Source organism: Streptomyces parvus (assembly GCF_014648875.1).
Lineage (GTDB): Bacteria > Actinomycetota > Actinomycetes > Streptomycetales > Streptomycetaceae > Streptomyces > Streptomyces parvus.
The window spans coordinates 553,253-573,223 of sequence record NZ_BMRY01000004.1; the positions used below are offsets into that span (position 1 = coordinate 553,253).

16 protein-coding genes are annotated in these 19,971 nt (G+C 71.8%); 11 read left to right on the plus strand and 5 right to left on the minus strand.

Going from position 1 to position 19,971, the window contains the following annotated elements; translation table 11 throughout:
* On the minus strand, positions 1-453 hold a 453-nt coding region (locus IE140_RS36520; protein WP_189460459.1), incomplete at its 3' end, for a chaplin.
* Between the two features lie 555 nt (positions 454-1,008).
* Here IE140_RS36520 and IE140_RS16030 point away from each other — a divergent pair.
* The 6 genes from IE140_RS16030 to IE140_RS16055 all read left to right on the plus strand — a co-directional run bounded on the left by IE140_RS16030 (position 1,009) and on the right by IE140_RS16055 (position 3,841).
* Positions 1,009-1,410 (plus strand): rodlin, encoded by a 402-nt coding sequence (locus tag IE140_RS16030; protein ID WP_006128514.1) that lies wholly within the window; start codon positions 1,009-1,011, stop codon positions 1,408-1,410.
* A 248-nt stretch (positions 1,411-1,658) separates the two neighbouring features.
* Positions 1,659-1,892: a chaplin gene (locus IE140_RS16035; protein ID WP_075263580.1), complete on the plus strand. Its 234-nt coding sequence runs from the start codon at positions 1,659-1,661 to the stop codon at positions 1,890-1,892.
* A gap of 233 nt (positions 1,893-2,125) precedes the next feature.
* Positions 2,126-2,416, plus strand: coding sequence for a hypothetical protein (locus IE140_RS16040; RefSeq protein WP_150194241.1), 291 nt, complete (start codon positions 2,126-2,128; stop codon positions 2,414-2,416).
* Positions 2,417-2,484: 68 nt separating this feature from the next.
* On the plus strand, positions 2,485-2,895 hold the full coding sequence (locus tag IE140_RS16045; protein WP_109180610.1) for a rodlin: 411 nt from the start codon (positions 2,485-2,487) through the stop codon (positions 2,893-2,895).
* Between the two features lie 198 nt (positions 2,896-3,093).
* The gene (locus IE140_RS16050) at positions 3,094-3,315 is read left to right on the plus strand and encodes a hypothetical protein (protein WP_109180611.1); all 222 of its coding nucleotides are present in this window, start codon (positions 3,094-3,096) and stop codon (positions 3,313-3,315) included.
* Positions 3,316-3,433: 118 nt separating this feature from the next.
* Positions 3,434-3,841, plus strand: coding sequence for a rodlin (locus IE140_RS16055; RefSeq protein WP_032775271.1), 408 nt, complete (start codon positions 3,434-3,436; stop codon positions 3,839-3,841).
* A gap of 149 nt (positions 3,842-3,990) precedes the next feature.
* Here the strand turns inward: IE140_RS16055 and IE140_RS16060 are convergent, their stop codons facing one another.
* The gene (locus IE140_RS16060) at positions 3,991-4,491 is read right to left on the minus strand and encodes a DUF5949 family protein (protein WP_032775273.1); all 501 of its coding nucleotides are present in this window, start codon (positions 4,489-4,491) and stop codon (positions 3,991-3,993) included.
* A gap of 356 nt (positions 4,492-4,847) precedes the next feature.
* Between IE140_RS16060 and rsgA the strand changes: the two genes are divergently transcribed.
* Positions 4,848-6,020 (plus strand): ribosome small subunit-dependent GTPase A, encoded by a 1,173-nt coding sequence (gene rsgA, locus IE140_RS16065; RefSeq protein ID WP_093445215.1) that lies wholly within the window; start codon positions 4,848-4,850, stop codon positions 6,018-6,020.
* Positions 6,021-6,094: 74 nt separating this feature from the next.
* Positions 6,095-7,477, plus strand: coding sequence for a bifunctional transcriptional activator/DNA repair enzyme AdaA (locus IE140_RS16070; protein ID WP_093445214.1), 1,383 nt, complete (start codon positions 6,095-6,097; stop codon positions 7,475-7,477).
* Positions 7,478-7,509: 32 nt separating this feature from the next.
* Here the strand turns inward: IE140_RS16070 and IE140_RS16075 are convergent, their stop codons facing one another.
* Together IE140_RS16075 and IE140_RS16080 are read right to left on the minus strand one after the other, a co-directional pair.
* A complete protein-coding gene (locus IE140_RS16075) occupies positions 7,510-7,992 on the minus strand; it encodes a DUF456 domain-containing protein (protein ID WP_032768036.1) in 483 nt (160 codons plus the stop codon).
* A gap of 85 nt (positions 7,993-8,077) precedes the next feature.
* Positions 8,078-9,070 (minus strand): helix-turn-helix transcriptional regulator, encoded by a 993-nt coding sequence (locus IE140_RS16080; RefSeq protein WP_032775277.1) that lies wholly within the window; start codon positions 9,068-9,070, stop codon positions 8,078-8,080.
* Positions 9,071-9,280: 210 nt separating this feature from the next.
* Here IE140_RS16080 and IE140_RS16085 point away from each other — a divergent pair, with 210 nt between their 5' ends.
* From IE140_RS16085 to IE140_RS16095, 3 genes are all read left to right on the plus strand, one after another.
* Entirely contained in the window at positions 9,281-13,051 is a 3,771-nt protein-coding gene (locus IE140_RS16085) for a S8 family serine peptidase (protein ID WP_150194210.1), read from the plus strand.
* A gap of 198 nt (positions 13,052-13,249) precedes the next feature.
* Positions 13,250-14,974, plus strand: coding sequence for a protein phosphatase 2C domain-containing protein (locus tag IE140_RS16090; RefSeq protein ID WP_189460461.1), 1,725 nt, complete (start codon positions 13,250-13,252; stop codon positions 14,972-14,974).
* A gap of 112 nt (positions 14,975-15,086) precedes the next feature.
* Positions 15,087-16,829, plus strand: a complete 1,743-nt coding sequence (locus tag IE140_RS16095; protein ID WP_150197472.1) for a pyruvate dehydrogenase — start codon at positions 15,087-15,089, stop codon at positions 16,827-16,829.
* Between the two features lie 6 nt (positions 16,830-16,835).
* Here IE140_RS16095 and IE140_RS16100 read toward each other — a convergent pair whose 3' ends face one another.
* On the minus strand, positions 16,836-19,949 hold the full coding sequence (locus tag IE140_RS16100; protein ID WP_150197471.1) for an alpha-mannosidase: 3,114 nt from the start codon (positions 19,947-19,949) through the stop codon (positions 16,836-16,838).
* Positions 19,950-19,971: the final 22 nt, after the last annotated feature.

The window sequence follows — 19,971 nt, forward strand, 5'->3', positions numbered from 1 at the left end:
GTCGACGGGGGGCTCGTCCACCGGGGGCTCGTCGACCGGGGGTTCGTCCACGGGCGGTTCGTCGACGGGGGGCTCGTCCACCGGGGGCTCGTCGACCGGGGGTTCGTCCACGGGCGGTTCGTCGACGGGCGGCTCATCCACCGGAGGCTCGTCGACCGGGGGCTCGTCCACGGGCGGCTCATCCACCGGGGGGTGTTCGTGCTTCGGGCCGTCGGCGTTCACGCACTTGTTGCCGAAGGCCGGGTTCAGCAGAGCGATCACATTGACGGTGTTGCCGCACACATTGACCGGGACGTGCACCGGCGCCTGCACGGCGTTGCCCGAACCGACCCCCGGCGAACCGACGGCCGCGCCCTCGGCCGACGCGTCGGCGTGCGCGGTGCCGCCCACCGCCGCCAGGAGGCCCGATGCGGCCGCCATGACGATCATGCTTTTGTTCAAGACCTGTCGCATTACTTGCCCTTTCTGAGGACATTCGCGAGGACATCGCGTGGGTGCTTCGCGCGCGGACAACGGGCAGCCATCGGGCGGAGCCGCTGCACAGCCGGATCCGGCGGGAAGCCATGGTGAAAGTGGTGAAGACGTGCGCGCTGGACGACTGCCATAACGACACAGACGTCACGCGGGAAACTTGGAGTTGCGTGGAAATTGTGTAATCACCCGTACGGGTGGTGCTGTCGTATCCCGCTCATCCCGGTTCACAGAACAAGAAAAACGATTCGCCCTCAACTGTGCTGATCTTCGGTGGTGTTGACCGCGTCCGGGTGTCCGTCACGGCTGTCGGGCGGCGTCACGGGCGTCGGCGTTCGCCCACTCGTTCGGGCGAAATTGTTCGGAGGGGCCCTGTGCAATTCCTTCACGAACGGACTGCCGTACGGAATCACCGTGCGCAGGGAGGTGGGGATCCCCTCGTGTCCGGCATTCGGGTGAAGGGGCGGAACCTAACGTCGCGTGGCGAGTTGACCAGGGGGCTCCGCCACGGGGCAACCAGTACGAGAAGGGTTAATCGTGATCAAGAAGGTTCTGGCTACGGGCGCTGTCGCCGCCTCCATCCTCGGTCTCGGTGCGACGCAGGCCATGGCCATCGCCAACGACGGCGGCACGACCTCGGTCAACGGCAACGGCGCCTCGCAGTCGTACGGCAACTCCGAGACCCACGGTGACTGGAGCCCGCAGTTCGCGCTCGTCCAGGGCTCGCTGAACAAGCCCTGCATCGCCCTCCCTGCCAAGGCGAACGTCGGTTCGCTCATCGGTCTCGTGCCGGTCGCGGTCCAGGACATCAACGTCCTGTCCTCCCCGCAGAACCAGCAGTGCACCGAGAACTCCACCCAGGCCAAGGGTGACGAGGCGCTGTCGCACATCCTGGAGGACATCCCGATCCTCTCCGGCAACGGCGTCGGCAACAACTGACCCGCAGCCGCCCTACTCGGGCCCGGGCCCTCGGCGTTCCTCCACCGAGCGACCCGGGCCCGTCGCTTTCCCGGGACGCGACTGCGGCATTCGGGGGGATATCCAGAAATCCGTCCGGCGGACAGTTCCGATTCCCGGTGATCATCGTTACGTAGGACAGCGCAGGAGTCGCGAGCGATTCGTTATCCGGCTCGGGCGGGGCACGACAGTCGTGACCGCACCGGACTCCGCCGAGGAAGGGAATAGACGTGAAGTTCACCAAGGTTGCCGCTGTCGCCGCCGGTACGTTCATGGCGATGGGCGTCGCCGCGCCGGCCATGGCCGACTCGGGCGCCGAGGCCATTGCCGCGGGCTCCCCGGGCGTGCTGTCGGGCAACATCCTCCAGGCCCCGATCCACATTCCGGTCAACGTCTGCGGTAACACCGTCAACGTGATCGGTGCACTGAACCCGGCGTTCGGCAACACCTGCATCAACAAGTAACTCCCCGGCGGGGCCGGGGCTTCCCGGTCAGCAGTCGGTGGGCCCCGGACGGCACATGCCGTCCGGGGCCCTTTGTCGTGGACGACGTCGGAGAAATTCCGCGCCCCACAGTTTCCCGGAAGCGGCCTGATCGTTGATCAGGAGGAAAGCGGCAGAAGTCACAGGTAAAGAAAGCTTGTGTGCGGCACGGAGACGTGACCGAAGCAGACGCCGCGCAGAAGGGAACCAGAAAAGTGAAGTACGCGAAGACCGCCGCCCTCGTTGTCGGTTCCGTGGCTGCCCTCGGAACGGCCGCTCCCGCCTTCGCGGCTCCCACGCCCACGGCCCCCAACTTCAGCCTCGACAGCGGCCTCAACCAGGTGATGGCCAGCGCCCCGCAGGTCGTGGACCCGCTGGTGGACACGGCCGCCGAGACCACCGAGACGCTCTCGGAGGACGGCACGGTCGGCAAGCTGGCGGGCCAGGCAACCGGTGCGGCCGAGGGCGCCGCCCCGCTGCTCGGCGGCGTTCCCCTCGGCGGCTGACCGCCGCTACACGACCATCTCCCCGGGTTTCTCCGCCTGATACGCATCACTTCGAGAAGGGCTCTTCCATGTTCAAGAAGATCATGTCCTCGGCGGCCGTCGCCGTCTCCATCGTCGGCGTCTCCGCCGCGGCCGCCCCGTCCGCCATGGCCATCGCCAACGACGGCGGCACCACCACGGTCAACGGCAACGGCGCCTCGCAGGCCTACGGCAACTCCGAGACCCACGGCGACTGGAGCCCGCAGTTCGCGCTCATCCAGGGCTCGCTGAACAAGCCCTGCATCGCCCTCCCGGCCAAGGCGAACGTCGGCTCGCTGCTCGGCCTCGTGCCGGTCTCCGTCCAGGACATCAACGTCCTGTCGTCCCCGCAGAACCAGCAGTGCACCGAGAACTCCACCCAGGCCAAGGGTGACGAGGCTCTGTCGCACCTCCTGAACGACATCCCGATCCTCTCGGGCAACGGTGCCGGCAACAACTGAGACCGCGTGACCCCGGTCCGCTCCCGGTGACCCCTGGGGCCGGTCCATCCGTACGGCGACCGTTCTTCGCCGGACCGGACGGACCGGCCCCTCGTCATGTGCCACGTCGTGTGCCGGTGTCTCCCGTCGGGTCAACCGGTTGGGCCGGATGCCGTAACCACGGCTGACGGCCCCCGCCGGGCCGGGTAGGGCATCGGCATGGATCCGTACGACAGTCAGACCCCGCAGAGCGCCGAACGGTGGCCCGCGCCGGGCGGCGGCACACCGATCTACGACCGGCTCGTCGCCGAATGGCAGGCGGCCCGCGACGGCCACCCCCTGGCGGAACCGCACCAGGAACCGGCCCCCCGCCGCGGTGGATTCGTACCGGCGGCGCGCACCGCGGACCAGGGCCCCGGGCCTGAGACGCCCGGAAACTGACCAGCAGCGTCGACCTTGCGCCGGAACGAACCCATATGAGTGGTACTGCGCAACCGATCAGGGGCAGCGGCAGTTGATCAGTACGTTCCACAACGGGACGCTCCGAAAGGTGAAGTTGATGAAGAAGATGATGGCCGGCGCTGCAGTGGCCGTGTCCCTGCTCGGTCTGTCCGCAGTCGCGGCTCCCACGGCCATGGCGATCGGCAACGACGGCGGCACCACCACCCTCAACGGGAACGGTGCCGAGTCGGAGATCGGCAACGCGGAGACGGAGGGCGACTGGAGCCCGCAGAACCAGCTCGTTCAGGGCACCCTGAACAAGCTCTGCGTCGGCCTGCCCCTCAAGGCGAACGTCGGTTCGCTCGTCGGTGTCGTGCCGATCGCGGTCCAGGACGTCAACGTCCTCTCCAACCCGCAGAACCAGCAGTGCGCCGACAACTCCACCCAGGCCAAGGGCGACGAGCCGCTGTCGCACATCCTGGACGACATCCCGGTCCTCTCGGGCAACGGCGTCGGCAACAACTGACGCACCCCAGCCTGACGCAGTCGGCGCGGGCGGTCCGAGGATCACTCCTCGGACCGCCCGTTCTCGTTCGGCACGGCATCGCGCACACGACGAGGCCCACCACTCCACGGGGGTGGTGGGCCTCGTCGCAGGCGGGGCGGTGACGTTCCTCAGCCCAGGGAGCGGACCGGGAGCAGGCAGTGGGCGGCGGTCCGGACGACCTCCTCGTCGGCGGCGAAGGCCCGCAACTGCTCCTCGCTGACCGGCTGTCCGGGAACCGCCTCCGGCCACGGGGTCGTGGCGAACATCCCGTACACCTGGCCCTGCGCCTGGGCGGCGGCCAGCCACTCAGCGGGGGCCGGGTACTGCGCGCTGAGATGAGGCAGGGTCAGGACGGCCTGCCCCGCCTGGACGAGGAGCTTCGCCTGGATGCCCGGGCTCTCGGCGGCGTCCTGGATCGAACCGCCGACGTGGAGGCCCGCACGCTCCAGCGCGGCGCGCATGGCCTCGCGGCCGACCACCGGACCGTCCTGCCCGTCGCCCAGCGAGTAGGCGAGGAGGAAGGCGGTGTCCTGGTCCGCGTCGGGCTGCCGGCCGCTCCAGCCGATCAGGATCTGGGTGCCCAACTGGGCCGGGGTGAACATGCCGGTGGAGGCCTGGGGTGTGGTCATGCTCGGCACCCTAACGGCCCCGGACCGTGGCTCATGCACACGTATCACCCGATCGAGGGAGATTGCGGCCATCCCTCGCGAATAAGCCTGCTCGAACGTCCCTCGACCGTGGTCCGGAATAAATCGGTTGACGGTGTTCCCGGGGGGAGGGCTAGGGTGATCACCGTTCCGCCGGAAGCCGGTTCCGGGAACCGGGAACCAGAGGAATCAGGAGGTGAGGACATTGATGACTGTCGTTGCGATGGGCACTGCCCACAACCGGAAGAGCATCGTCCTCATCCCCGTGGCCACCGGCTGACCACTTCTCTCCTTTCCGCGCCGAGCGCGCGCCGGGGCCACCCTGTGAAGGGTCTCCCTTGTCTTTCCCGCTTTCCTCCCTCTCTTCTTCCGCTGACTCCGCTGTCTCCTCCTCGCACCCGCTGACCCCGTACGGCTGGGACGAAGACTGGGCGGCAGCCTTCTCCCCTTACGCCGAGCAGGGGCTCGTGCCGGGCCGGGTCGTGCGCGTGGACCGCGGCCGGTGTGACGTGATCACCGCCGACGGCACGGTCCGCGCCGACACCGCGTTCGTCGTACCCCGCGACCCGATGCGGATCGTCTGCACCGGCGACTGGGTGGCGCTCGACGCCGACGGTGACCCGCGTTTCGTCCGTACGCTGCTGCCGCGCCGTACCGCCTTCGTCCGCTCGACCTCCTCGCAGCGGTCTGAGGGCCAGGTGCTCGCCACCAACATCGACCACATCGCCATCTGCGTCTCGCTCGCCGTCGAGCTGGACCTCGGGCGGGTCGAGCGGTTCCTCGCGCTCGCCCTGTCCAGCTCCGAGGGCGCCGCGCTGCTGGGCGACGGCTCCGGCGGGGAGCGGCAGCCCCAGCCGATCGTGGTCCTGACCAAGGCCGACCTGGTGCCCGACGCGGTCACCCTCTCCCACCTCGTCCAGGACATCGAGGCCATCGCGCCCGGCGTCCAGGTGCTGCCCGTCAGCTCCACGACCGGCGAGGGGCTCGACGTCTTCGGCGCCATCGTCTCCGGCGGTACGAGCGTGCTGCTCGGCATCTCCGGCGCCGGCAAGTCCACCCTGGCCAACACCCTGCTCGGCCAGGACGTCATGGACGTACAGGCGGCCCGTGACGTCGACGGCAAGGGCCGGCACACCACCACGACCCGCAACCTCCTGCTCCTGCCGCAGGGAGGCGTCCTCATCGACACCCCGGGGCTCCGCGGCGTCGGCCTCTTCGACGCCGAGACCGGGGTCGGGGAGGTGTTCTCCGAGATCGAGGAGCTGGCCGGGGAATGCCGGTTCCACGACTGCGCCCACGAGGCCGAGCCGGGGTGTGCCGTCCTCGGCGCCCTGGCGGACGGAACCCTGCCCGAGCGGCGGCTGGAGAGCTACCGCAAGCTGATCCGCGAGAACCAGCGGATCGTGGCCAAGACCGACGCCCGGGTACGCGCCGAGATCCTCCGGGACTGGAAGCGCAAGGGCGCGGAGGGGCGCGCGGCCATGCAGGCCAAGCGCGGCCGGGTGCGGTAGCCCGCCGGCGCACGGATGCGACGTCCGAATTCCGCGAGTGCGGCGGCCCCGGCTGCCGCACACTGGACGGTGTGATGGACGATCGGACCAGGTACGAGGCGGTGAGCAGCCGCGACGCACGGTTCGACGGCGCGTTCTTCTTCGCCGTCGTGACCACCGGCATCTACTGCCGGCCCAGCTGCCCCGCCGTCACCCCCAAACGCGCCAACGTGCGCTTCTACCCCACCGCGGCGGCGGCCCAGGCGGGCGGCTTCCGGGCCTGCCGCCGCTGCCGCCCGGACGCCGTGCCCGGCTCCGCCGAGTGGGACGTCCGCGCGGACGTCGTGGGCCGGGCCATGCGTCTGATCGGCGACGGCGTCGTCGACCGCGAGGGCGTCCCCGGGCTCGCCGGGCGGCTCGGCTACAGCGCCCGGCAGGTCCAGCGCCAGCTCACCGCCGAACTGGGCGCGGGCCCCGTCGCGCTCGCCCGCGCCCAGCGCTCCCACACCGCTCGGGTGCTCCTCCAGACCACCCCGCTGCCGGTCACCGAGATCGCCTTCGCCGCCGGGTTCGCCAGTGTGCGGCAGTTCAACGACACCATCCGGCAGATCTACGCCCGCACCCCCAGCGCGCTGCGCGCCGAAGCGGGGACGGGGCTCGGCGGCGGCCGCCGCGAGGGGCTGCGGGCCGGCATCCCGCTGCGGCTCGCCCACCGGGGCCCGTACGCCACCGCCGCCCTGTTCGACCTGCTGGCCGCCGAAGCGGTCGCCCGGATCGAGGAGGTGGCCGGCACACCCGGCTCCCGTACCTACCGGCGCACCCTCCGGCTGCCGTACGGCTCCGGGCTCGCCTCGGTCGACGAGGCCTCACCGGGCGGCCCCTGGCTGGAGGCCCGGATCCAGCTCACCGACCTGCGCGACCTGACCACCGCCGTCCAGCGGGTGCGCCGCCTCTTCGACCTGGACGCCGACCCGTACGCCGTGGACGAGGCGCTGGCCGCCGACCGCCGCCTCGCCCCGCTGGTCGCCGCCCGCCCCGGGCTGCGCTCGCCGGGCGCGGCCGACCCGGAGGAGGCCGCGGTGCGGACCCTGGTGGGGCGTGCGGCGGCCGAGGAGCTGGTCGAGCGGTACGGGAAGGCGCTGGACGTGCCCTGCGGGGGGCTCACCCACCTGTTCCCGGAGCCGGACGTGCTCGCCGGTTCCGCCGAGGACCCGGCGCTGCGGGCCCTGGCCACCGCGCTCGCCGACGGCCGGCTGCGGCTGGACGCCGGGGCCGACCGGGACGAGGCGGAGGAGACGCTGCTGGCGCTGCCCGGGATGGACCGGCCCACCGCCGCCCTGATCCGGATACGGGCGCTCGGCGACCCCGACGTGGACCCGTACGGCACACCGGGCGCGGAGCGGTGGCGGCCCTGGCGCTCGTACGCCGTACGCCATCTGGAGACGGCGGGTGCGGCGGAGGCGGCAGCCCTGGGCTGACCCGGGCCGACCGGCCGACCGGACACCCCGGGTCAGCCCCAGAGCACCGCGCCCAGCCAGGCACCCGCCACCAGCAGGCAGCAGAACAGCTCCACCAGCACCGCGTAGCCCGTCGCCCGCATCACCGAGCGCACCGACGTCCAGGCCGCGCCCCGGCTGCCCAGGCGCAGCCGCTCCGCGCCGAAGATGGCCCCCACGTACCCGAGGACCCCGCCCACCACGGGCACCACGAAGAACCCGGCGATCCCCGCCACCCCGCCGATCATCAATGTCCGGCGCGGCGCCCCCGACTCACCCGGGCGACGGGGTGGCAGCAGCGGCTTGAGGGCCTGGTTCAGCAGCATCAGCCCCGTCGCGCCGATCAGGACGCCCCAGGCGGCCGGTGTCATGTCGGTGAGCGCCCACCACAGGACCGCCGCCCACACGATCGCCTGACCCGGCACCCCCGGCAGCAGTACGCCGACCAGACCCAGCAGCATGACCAGGCCGACGGCGACGAGCTGCCACACACTCATCTGACCAGCGTGCCGGAGAGTGTCCCGCTCCGCCCGTCAGCGCACCCCGGCCACCTGCGGCGATGAGGCAGTTTGACGACAGGACCTAGGCCCCCGAACCGGTACGGGCCACCCAGCCACGCTCGTACGCGTGCCAGCCCAGCTGGAGCCGGGTCGAGACGCCCGTCAGCTCCATCAGGCCCTTGACCCGGCGCTGTACGGTCCGCAGCCCCAGATCCAGCTGCTTGGCCACACTGGCGTCGGTCAGCCCCGCCAGCAGCAGGGACAGGATCTCCAGATCCGTCGGATCCGGCCCGACGCCGTCCTCGCGGACCCCGCCGCCCTCGCCGAGGCGCAACGGCATGGCATCGCGCCACACCGCCTCGAACAGCCCCATCAGCGACTCCAGCAGACCACTGGCGTGCACCACCAGGGCCGCGGGCTCCGCACCCCGCCCGGTCAGCGGGACCATCGCGAGGCTGCCGTCGGCCACCACCAGCTTCGTCGGCACCCGGTCGACCACCCGGCACCGCTCGTCCCGGCTCAGCGCCGCCGACAGCTCCAGGATCCCGTACGGCGTCGACAGCACCTCGCGCTCGACCACCACCCGGTAGCTCACCCCGCGCGAGGCCGCCCGCTCCTCGGACTCGTTCTCCATCCCGGTCACCGCGATCGGCTTCCCCGTCACCAGGGCGCACACCTCGGACACCGCGCCCAGCTGCAACTGGTGGAAACGCTGGGTGACGGCACTCGCCCCCGTCACCACCTCCACCAGATCGTGCACCGCCGGTTCGCTCGCCTCGGCCCGGTACTCCTCGGCGAGCAGCGCGGAGGCCAGCTCCGCCTGCTCCAGCTCGTGCCGCTGCTGGATCAGCAGCGCGCCGAGCGCCACCCCGGGCGGAGCCGCCACCCAGCGTCCTGGCCGGGCCGACGACTGGGCGGCGAGACCCTGCTGCTCCAGCCGTCGCAGCACCCGTTCGGCGTCCGCCTCCGGAAGCGCCAGCCGGTGCGCGAGATCGGTCAGCTCCGCGGCCCCCGCCGCGACGAGCGCGCGGTACGCGGTCTCCTGTCTCTCGTCGAGACCTATGGCCCCCAGCATTCTCCGACCTCCCCGGACGTGGCTGATCGCGCATCGCGGCGCCCCTGCGGCGGGCCCCGCATGGCGGGAAAGGGCCACGGCGTAAACCCGCCGCCCACATCATCCCCCGTACCCCTGGCCCCTCTGCCACTGTGGCGCCACCGCAGCACCAACAACCTCCGGGATGCGGCCTCTTGGGCTGCTTCGTTCCGGAATGACCTGGGGAGAGCGATGCGCCCGATATCGCGTACGGCACTCGGAACGGCGACCGCCGCCGTGCTCGCCGTCACCGTGATCGCGCCGTCGGTGGCCGCGCCACCGGACGGGCGAGACGCGAACAGACCGATCACCGGGAGCGCGGCCACCGCCGCCACGGACCCGAAGCCCGTCACGCTGACGCTCGTCACCGGGGACAAGGTCCTGGTGACCACGGACGCCTCGGGCGCGCCCGCCGCCACCGCCCTGCCCCGCCCGGACGGCAGCGTGCCCCTCGTCCAGACCCGGCAGTCCGGCCCGGACCTGTACGTCTACCCCGAGTCCGCCGTCTCCGCGCTCGCCGCCGGAACCGTGGACGAGGAGCTGTTCAACGTCACCGGGCTGATCCGCCAGGGCTACGACGACAGCCGCGCCGACTCCGTCCCGCTGATCGCCACCTACACCGGCGACACCGCCCGCCGCACCCTCGTCACCCCGCGCGGGGCCGAGCGCGGCGCGGCCCTCGACATCATCGGCGGACTCGCGCTCACCGCCGACAAGAAGCGCGCCGCCGACTTCTGGGCCGACCTGACCGCCCCCCGCTCCCGCGCGGGCTCCGGCCTCAAGAAGCTCTGGCTCGACCGCAAGGTTCAGGCCAGTCTCGACAAGTCGACTAAACAGGTCGGCGCGGACCGCGCCTGGGCCGCCGGCTACGACGGCACGGGCACCAAGGTCGCCGTCCTGGACACCGGCGCGGACGCCGAACACCCCGACCTCAAGGGCCGGATCACCGCATCGGAGAACTTCACCGACTCCGCCGGAACCGACGACCGCCAAGGCCACGGCACCCACGTCGCGTCCACCGCCGGCGGCTCCGGCACGGCGAGCGACGGGAAGAACAAGGGCGTCGCGCCCGGCGCCGATCTCCTGGTCGGCAAGGTCCTCAACGACAGCGGCTCCGGCGCCGCCTCCTGGATCATCGCGGGCATGCAGTGGGCCGTCGACAACAAGGCCGACGTCGTCTCCATGAGCCTCGGCAGCGCCGAACCCACCGACTACACCGACCCGATGAGCCAGGCCGCCACCGAACTCGGCAAGAACAAGGACACGTTGTTCGTCGTCGCCGCCGGAAACCTCGGCCCGTCCCTCAACACCGTCTCCTCGCCCGGCTGCACCCCCGGAGTCCTGACCGTGGGCGCGGTGGACCGCGACGACTCCACGGCGAACTTCTCCAGCCGCGGCCCCGCGATCGTCTCGCACACCCTCAAGCCCGAGATCGCCGCGCCCGGTGTCGCGATCTCCGCCGCGTCCGCGGGCGGCCGGGGCTCACAGGCGTACCGCTCCATGTCCGGTACGTCGATGGCGACCCCGCATGTCGCGGGCGCGGCAGCCGTGGTGAAGCAGCGTCACCCCGACTGGACCGCCCAGCAGATCAAGGCGGCCCTCGTCTCCTCGGCGAGCAGCGCCGTCCCCGGTGACGTACGCGAGACCGGAGGCGGCCGCCTCGACGTCGACCGCGCGATCCGTACGCCCGTCACCGGCGCCCCCGCCGTGCAGGGCGGCACCTTCAACTGGCCGCAGGACAAGAGCGACCGCACCACCGTCGCCGTGCCCTACACCAACACGAGCGGCAAGCCGGTGAAGCTGTCGCTGAAGGTCGCGGGCGTCACCGGTAACGACGGCTCGGCCGTCCGCTCGAAGATCGCCTCGCTCGGCCGCACGTCCCTCACCGTGCCCGCCGGGAAGACCGTCGAGGTGCCCCTCGCCCTCGACCCCGCCGCCCGGCTGACCGCCGCCCAGTACGGCGATGTCACCGGCCGTGTCCTCGCCACGGCCGCCGGGGGAGTGAAGGTCTCCACCCCGTTCTCCCTGTACGTGGCACCGGAGACCGTCACCCTGCGCGTCAAGCTCGTCGACCGCACCGGTAAGCCCGCCGACGGCGTCTCCTCCCTCGACCTCATCGGCACCGACACCGCCTCCGGCGAACGCCGGTTCAACGAGGGCGCCACCGACCAGACCTTCCAGGTGCGGCCCGGCGCGTACTTCGTCTTCAGCTTCATCGCGACGCCCGACCCCACTGACCCGACGGGCCGGCTCGTCGGGTCCGTCGGCTATCTGGCCCGCCCCCAGCTGACCGTCACCAAGGACACCACCCTCGTCCTCGACGCCCGCAAGGCCCACCGCCTGAAGGTGCGGACCGAGGACCGGGCTGCCGAGACACGCGGCGCGACCCTCGCGTTCGGGCGTTCCTGGGACGACACCTGGCTGCACTCCGGATCCATCTCCGGCACCGGGATCGTCAAGGACTACCTGGTCGACGTCCAGGGCAAGGCCCGTGACGGGGACTTCGAGTTCGCCTCCTTCTGGCGCGCCTACGCCCCGCAGATCCAGAAGCTCTCCCTCGTCGGCGGAGCCGCGCTGCACCCCAGGCCGGCCACCACGGGCTCGGTCAACCTGGACGGCACCGGCCGCGCCGAGGTCGTCGACGCCGGTGCAGGCAGCGCCGCCGAGCTGGAGGCCGCCGGAGCGAAGGGCCGGATCGCCCTGGTGAAGGTCGGCGACGACGCGTCGAACGTCCTGGCCCAGGCACGGGCCGCCGAGGCCGCCGGGGCGAAGGCGCTCATGGTGCACCGCCCCTCGGCCGGCGACTGGCAGCCGGGCCTCGGCTACGGGGCCGCGCCCCTGCCGGTCCTCGCTCTGCGCGCCGACGAGGCCGCCGTGCTGAAGAAGGCCCTCGGCAAGGGCGGGGCGGAGGTCTCCTGGACCGCCACGGCCGTCAGCCCGTTCGTCTACAATCTCGCGTTCCCGGAGAAGGGGCAGCTCACCTCCGACCGCACCTACAAGGTCCGGGACAAGAAGCTCGGCTCGGTCGTCTCCACCCATGAATCCATGGGCGTGGCCGCCGACTTCATCGACACGCTCCTCGTCTCCCGCCCCTACGGCGCGACCTACAGCGCCTCCTCCCTCGCCCTCGTCGCCGCCCCCGGAAAGCGCACCGAGTACTACACGGCGGGGGACACGGTCTGGCAGAAGATGCTCTCCTCCAGTTTCCCGTGGGGCGAGCTGATGACCGGCGACGCCCGTACGTACCAGGCGGGCCGGACCACGACGGAGGAGTGGTACCGAGGTCTGCTGGTCCCCGGCGCCCCGCGCGACGCGAAGGGCGAGGAGGCGCTCGCCGGTGAACGGCAGGACAATCTCATCGGCGTCGCCCCCGCCTTCATGACCGACTCCGAACACGTCGGCCAGCAGGGCTCGTTCGGAGACATCGGCAGTATGCAGCTCAAGCGTGAGGGGGAACTTCTCGGAAGCAGCGGCTATCCGTTCGGCGTCTTCACCGTGCCCTCCGAGGACGCCGCGTACGAACTCACCCTGACGACCACGAAGATCGGCTCACCCGCCGCGGTCTGGAAGCGGTCCACGCAGACGGAGACCACCTGGGGCTTCCGCTCCGAGCGGAAGCCGGACGTGGCGTCGCAGGGGCTCCCGCTGCTCTTCCCCCGCTACGACGTGCCCACCGACGGCATGAAGACGGTGCCCGCGAAGAACGGTCAGCGGATCGGGCTCGCCGCGACCGGTCACGCCGGGTACACACCCGGTGAACTCACCTCCGCGAAGGTGTCGTTCAGCTACGACGGCGGCGAGGCCTGGCACGCGGCCACCACCGCGCACCAGGGCGGCCGCTGGACCGCGACCGTCGACCACGCGGACGCGGCGGGCAAGTCCGTCACCCTGCGGACGGAACTGACCGACGCGAACGGCAACGCGGTCGTCCAGACGGTCGACGACGCGTATGCCGTGCGCTGACAGGGCGGGCACAGCGAGCCGCTGAACCGCAGATCGGCTGAGCATACGACCGTCTGAAACGCCGAGATGCCGATCGTTCCGACCGGTCCGCCGGGCGTCCTTCCCGTGGGGGGTGGGGCCGCCCGGCGGACCCTGTTTATGGGCCACTTTTTCCCGATGCCCCGTTTTCGGGCCGCCTTCGCGGTCGACAATAGGGGCATGAGTCAGCAGGGGGAGAAGCCCGCCGCCCACGAGGACGACTGGTGGCGCAAGCTGTACGACGAGTCCGCGCCGGACACCGGTCCCAGTCGCGCGGCCGACAGCCTCGACGACCGCTTCGACTCCGTGTCGGACACGGTGAGCGGCCCCGCGGACACCCGCCGGGCCAGCGCACGCGAAACGGTCCGCGACCCGTACGCGGACGCCTACGAGGATCCGTTCGCGGACCGCTACGAGTCCCCGGACGCCGACGGTTACGAGGCCGCGCACCCGGCCGCCGAGCCGGTCCGGGACGTGGACGCGAACCGGCCGCCGGACCAGGGGCGGTTGCCGGGGCAGAGCCGGTCCGAGGTCCCGGCTCCGCCTCCGCCGCCGGTCGTGATCCCGGACCCCTCGGTAGCGACGGGTCCGGTTCAGGACCCCGGACCGGACCGGGCAGCGGCGCCGAGCCCGGACCCCGACCCGTCAGGGGTTGCGGACCCGCCGCCGGTTCCGGCAGCGGCACCGGCTCCGGATCCCGTGCTGGACCCCTGTGTGCTGGCCCCGCCCCCGCCCACCGCGCCCCGCACCACCGCCTTCCCGGCGCCCTGGGAAGCGCCCGGTGGGCAGGCCGGACCCCGGACCTTCGCCGCGCCTCGGGTGCCGGCCCCGCCCGTGCCCGAGGCCGACGGGCAGCCCGAAGCCGGTCTCGCGGCCGACCCCAGTGCGCTGCACGAACTGCCGCCGGATCCCACCCTCGCCGCCGGTGTACGGCCCGTCGTCGGGCACCTGGGGGACCGGCCGCCCACCTACGACGCCGAACCCGCCGCGCTGCCCTCCGCCACCTCGGAGAATCTCGAAGGGCTTGTTCCCGACACCGTGTCGGACGGTGCGAGCTACGGGACGTACACCCTGCGCGCCGCCTCCGTACGCGGCGACTCCGCCCGCTTCCGCGGCGAACCCCGGCGCGACGGGCTGCTCACCGCCCGGTTCGGCGCCGCCGAAAGCGCCCTCGTCCTCGTCGCCGTGGCGGACGGCAGGCGGGACGGCGAGGCGGCCCACCTCGCCGCGGCCGACGCCTGCCGCTGGATCGGCGGGGCCGTCGCCCGCAGCCACCTCCGGCTCTCCGAGGACATAAGAGCGGGCCGCCGGGGCGACCTCAAGTCCGGGCTGCACCGGCTCACCGACCGTACGTACGGCAAGCTGCGCGCCCGCGCCGCCGAACTGGGCGTCGAACCCGACGCGTACACGGCGAACCTCCGCTGTCTCCTGCTGTCCGCCGACCCCGACTGCCGCACCCGGGTGTTCTTCGGCGTCGGCAGCGGGGGCCTCTTCCGGCTCCGCGACGGGCTCTGGCAGGACCTTGAGCCCTTCATCCCGGAGAGCGGCGGGGCAGGCCGGGCCGCGTGGCCCGGCGGCGAGCAGGAGGCGGGGCCGGACGGGGACCGGCTGACCATGGATCTGCAGATCACCGGGCCGGCGACGCCTGACGTCGAGGGTCCGCCGCAGCCGCCCGCCGAGCCCTTCCGGTTCCGGGCCTCCGTGGCCCGCCCCGGGGACACGCTGATGCTGTGCAGCAACGGACTCGCCGAGCCCATGCGCGGCGAGCCGGCGCTCCCCGGCGAGCTCGCCGAGCGCTGGGGGAGCGCAGGGCCGCCCGGACTGCCCGCCTTCCTCGCCGACACCCAGCTCCGGATCAAGGGGTACGCCGACGACCGCACCTGCGCCGCCGTCTGGGAGGCGTAACCGCGCGCCCCGTGGGTTGATGGATTCCGGAGCCCGGCGGAACGACGTTTCGCCGCTCCGGTCCCCGGACAACCGACGTGCACGGAGCACGGGCAAGGAAGGGCGCGCACCCATGGCCAAGCAGAACGTGGCGGAGCAGTTCGTCGACATCCTCGCCAGGGCGGGCGTCAAACGTATGTACGGTGTCGTCGGCGACAGCCTCAACCCCGTTGTGGACGCCATCCGGCGTAATGCGGCCATCGACTGGATCCACGTCCGGCACGAGGAGACCGCCGCCTTCGCCGCCGGAGCCGAGGCGCAGGTCACCGGCTCGCTCGCGGCCTGCGCGGGCTCCTGCGGGCCGGGCAACCTGCACCTGATCAACGGCCTGTACGACGCGCACCGCTCCATGGCCCCCGTGCTGGCCCTCGCCTCGCACATCCCCTCCAGCGAGATCGGTCTCGGCTACTTCCAGGAGACCCATCCCGAGCTGCTGTTCCAGGAGTGCAGCCACTACAACGAGATGATCTCCCACCCGGAGCAGATGCCCAGGCTGCTCCAGACGGCGATCCAGCACGCCATCGGGCGCGGCGGCGTCAGCGTCGTCACGATGCCGGGCGACGTCGCCTCCAAGCCCGCCCCCGAGAAGTCCATCGAGCACGCCCTCGTCACCGCGCGGCCGACCGTGCGCCCCGGCGACGACGAGATCGACAAGCTCTGCCGCATGGTGGACGAGGCCAAACGGGTGACGCTGTTCTGCGGCAGCGGCACGGCCGGGGCGCACGCCGAGGTCATGGAGTTCGCCGAGAAGATCAAGTCCCCGGTCGGGCACGCGCTGCGCGGCAAGGAGTGGATCCAGTACGACAATCCGTACGACGTCGGGATGAGCGGGCTGCTCGGCTACGGCGCCGCGTACGAGGCGACCCACGAGTGCGACCTCCTCATCCTGCTCGGCACCGATTTCCCCTACAACGCCTTCCTCCCGGACGACGTGAAGATCGTCCAGGTCGATGTGCGCCCCGAACACCTCGGCCGCCGCTCCAAGCTCGACCTCGCGGTCTGGGGCGATGTGCGCGAGACCCTGCACTGTCTCACCCCCCGGGTGAAGCCCAAGTCCGACCGCAAGTTCCTCGACCGGATGCTGAAGAAGCACGCAGGCGCCCTGGAGGGCGTGGTCAAGGCCTACACCCGCAAGGTCGAGAAGCACGTCCCGATCCACCCCGAGTACGTCGCCTCCGTGCTGGACGACATGGCCGACGAGGACGCCGTGTTCACCGTCGACACCGGAATGAACAATGTGTGGGCCGCCCGGTACCTGACACCCAACGGCAAGCGCAGGGTGATCGGTTCGTTCAGCCACGGCTCCATGGCCAACGCCCTCCCGCAGGCGATCGGCGCCCAGTTCACCGACCTGAACCGGCAGGTCGTCGCGATGGCGGGCGACGGCGGATTCTCCATGCTGATGGGCGACTTCCTCACCCTGGTCCAGTACGACCTGCCGGTGAAGGTCGTCCTGTTCAACAACTCCTCCCTCGGAATGGTCGAGTTGGAGATGCTGGTGGCCGGACTGCCGTCGTACGGGACCACCAACAAGAACCCCGACTTCGCCGCCATCGCCCGCGCGGCCGGTGCCTACGGCGTACGCGTGGAGAAGCCGAAACAGCTCCAGTCCGCGCTCAAGGACGCGTTCAAGCACAAGGGGCCCGCCCTCGTCGACGTCGTCACCGACCCGAACGCGCTCTCCATCCCGCCGAAGATCAGCGCCGAGATGGTCACCGGCTTCGCGCTCTCCGCCAGCAAGATCGTGCTGGACGGCGGAGTGGGCCGGATGCTCCAGATGGCCCGCTCCAACCTCCGTAACGTGCCGCGCCCCTGAGGCCCTTCACGCCGGGGTCAGACGCACCGTCAGGATCTGGAACGGCCGAAGGTCGAGCACCAGTCCGCCCTCGTCGGTCGCCGCCGGGTGCAGCGGCCGCTCCAGCAGATCGGTGATCCGGGCCTCCGTGACCGGGAAGGACACCGTCAGCCGGGTCCGCGCCCGGCCGCCCGCCGACTCGTAGAGCCGTACGATCACGTCCCCCCTCCGGTCCTCGGCGAGCTTGACCGACTCGACCGTCACCGCCGGATGCCCCGTCGACACCAGCGCGGGCACCACCGGGGCCACCGCCGCCCGCAGCGGGAGGTTCAGCGCCAGGCCCTCCCGTACGGCATCCGTCACCTCCGCGCCCGGCGCGAGCGCGTAGCGGAAGCGGTGCACGCCCAGATCTGTGTGCGGGTCCGGGCTGTGCGGGGCGCGCAGCAGCGTCAGCCGGACCGTGGTGCCGAGGCCGTCCGGGTGCGGCGTGCGGGTCACATCGTGGCCGTACGTCGAGTCGTTGAGCAGCGCGACCCCGTAGCCCGGCTCGGCCACCCGTAGCCAGCGGTGGGCGCAGATCTCGAAACGGGCCGCGTCCCAGGACGTGTTGTCGTGGGTAGCCCGGTGGACATGGCCGAACTGGATCTCGGCGGTGGACCGTTCGGCGTGGACGTCGAGCGGGAAGGCTGCCTTGAGGACCTTCTCCGACTCCTGCCAGTCCACCTCCGTGTCGATGTCGAGCTGCCGGGCCCCCGCCGCGAGCCGTAGCTCCTGTACGACGGTCGACTGCCCGAACGAACGCACCACCCGCACGGCCGCCCGCAGCGGTCCCTCCTCCACCAGCGACACCGAGTCGGCGGCGGTGAGGTCGGTCCGGGTGTTCCGGTAGTGCCGGTCGATGTCCCACGCGTCCCAGTGGTTGGGGTGGTCCGGGTGCAACTGGAGGAGGTTGGCGCGGGCGCCCGGGACCAGCACCTCGCGCCCGGCGACGAGGTCGTGGACCGACGAGACCAGCCCGTCGCCGTCCACCACCACCCGCAACAGCCCGTTGTCCAGGACGAGGCCACCTGAATCCGAGGCTTTCGCGGTCACCGCTCGCTCCGGGACCGCCGCCCCGTCCAGCAGACCCGCCCCGAGCCCCGGACTCCGCGCCGGCACCGCCGCCCTGCCCTCGCCCAGCTCCTGGACGTGCGCCCCCGACGGCAGCACCCCGGCCGCCTCCGCGTCCAGCTCGATCACCTGGACCCGGTCGTACGGCGATGAGTTGAGCGCCACCAGGCCCTCGGCCGTGCCCAGCGAGGCCACCGCGTCGGCGACCAGGTCCGCCAGCTCGGCGCGCACCTCCTCATAGGTGTCCCGGGCCTCACGGTGCACCCAGGCGATCGACGAACCGGGCAGGATGTCGTGGAACTGGTGCAGCAGCACCGTCTTCCACACCCGGTCGAGCCGCTCGTACGGATAGCGGTAGGAAGGGGAGCGCAGGGCTGCCGCCGTCGCCCACAACTCGGCCTCGCGCAGCAGATGTTCGCTGCGGCGGTTGCCCTGCTTGGTCTTCGCCTGCGTGGTGTACGTGGCCCGGTGCAGCTCCAGATACAGCTCGCCCGACCAGACCGGCGCCCGCTCCCCGTACTCCTCCTCGGCCGCCGTGAAGAACGCCGAGGGCTTCTCGACCGTCACGCGCGGCGAGCCCTCCAGATCCCGCAGCCGGCGTGCCCGCTCCAGCATCTCGCGGGTCGGACCGCCCCCGCCGTCACCCCAGCCGAACGGGACCAGCGAACGCGTCGCCCGGCCCTTGTCCGCGAAGTTCTTCTCCGCGTGCGCCAGTTGGCGGGCGTGCAGCTGGGCGTTGTAGGTGTCGACCGGCGGGAAGTGCGTGAAGACCCGGGTGCCGTCGATGCCCTCCCACCAGAAGGTGTGGTGCGGCATCCTGTTGTGCTGGTTCCAGGACAGCTTCTGGGTGAGGAACCACTTCACCCCCGCCAGTTTCGCCAGTTGGGGGAAGGCGGCGGTGTAGCCGAAGGAGTCCGGCAGCCAGATCTCCTCCGTCTCGACGCCCAGCTCCTCCTCGAAGAACCTCTTCCCGTGGACGAGCTGGCGGGCCAGCGCCTCGCCGCCCGGCATATTGGCGTCCGACTCCACCCACATCGAGCCGACCGGCGACCACTGGCCCGCCGCCACCGCCTCCTTGATCCGCTCCCAGATGTGCGGCTGGTGCTCCTTCACCCAGGCGTACTGCTGGGCCTGCGAACAGGCGAAGACCAGCTCCGGGTAGTCCCGCGCGAGGGCGGTGACATTGGCGAACGTACGGGACGCCTTGCGCACGGTCTCGCGCAGCGGCCACAGCCACGCCGAGTCGATGTGCGCGTGCCCGGCCGCCGAGATCCGGTGCGCGCTCGCGGATGCGGGCCGCGCCAGCACCTCGGCCAGCGCCGCCCGGCCCGCCGCCGCGGTGGCGGAGACGTCGTGCAGATCCAGTGCGTCGAGCATCGACTCCAGTGCCCGCAGGATCTCGTGCCGCCGCGACCGGTCGTCGGGCAGTTCGTGCATCAGCTCGGACAGCACCTCGATGTCCAGGATCAGATGCCAGACCTCCTCGTCGAGGACCGCGAGGTCGGCGGAGGCGAAGCGGTACAGCGGCCGGTCGCCCGCGGTCAGCACATCGCCGAGCGGGGTCGGGGCGAAACCGTGCTCCAGGACCGCCGGATTGGCGGCCGCCTCCAGCAGCAGATCGACCGGCTCCCCGCCCGCCGCCGGGTGCGCGAGCGCCAGATGCCGGTTGCGGGGATGAACACCCTTCAGGGGGACGCCCAGATGGTCGTACAGCATCCCCTCGGCCTGGAACCCCGGACCCTGGCCCGTGAACCCCGGGTCGACGACCACCTCCACCCGGCGCCCCGACCACTCCCCGGGCACCGCTCCCCGCAGCCGGAACCAGCTGGTGGACCAGGGCTTCCCCCACTCCGTACCGGCCGTGAACGGCGCGAAGTCCGCCCCGATGGCCTCCGCCACCGGCACCGGCTCACCCGGAACGTGCCACACGGACACGGTGAGCGGGGTGCGGGCGGCGTACTGGGCCGGGCGGACGAACTGGTGGAGGGCCCTCTCCAGGCGGCCCTCCACCAGGGCGCGGTCGTCGTGCATCACAGCTCCTCGGGAAGGGGTG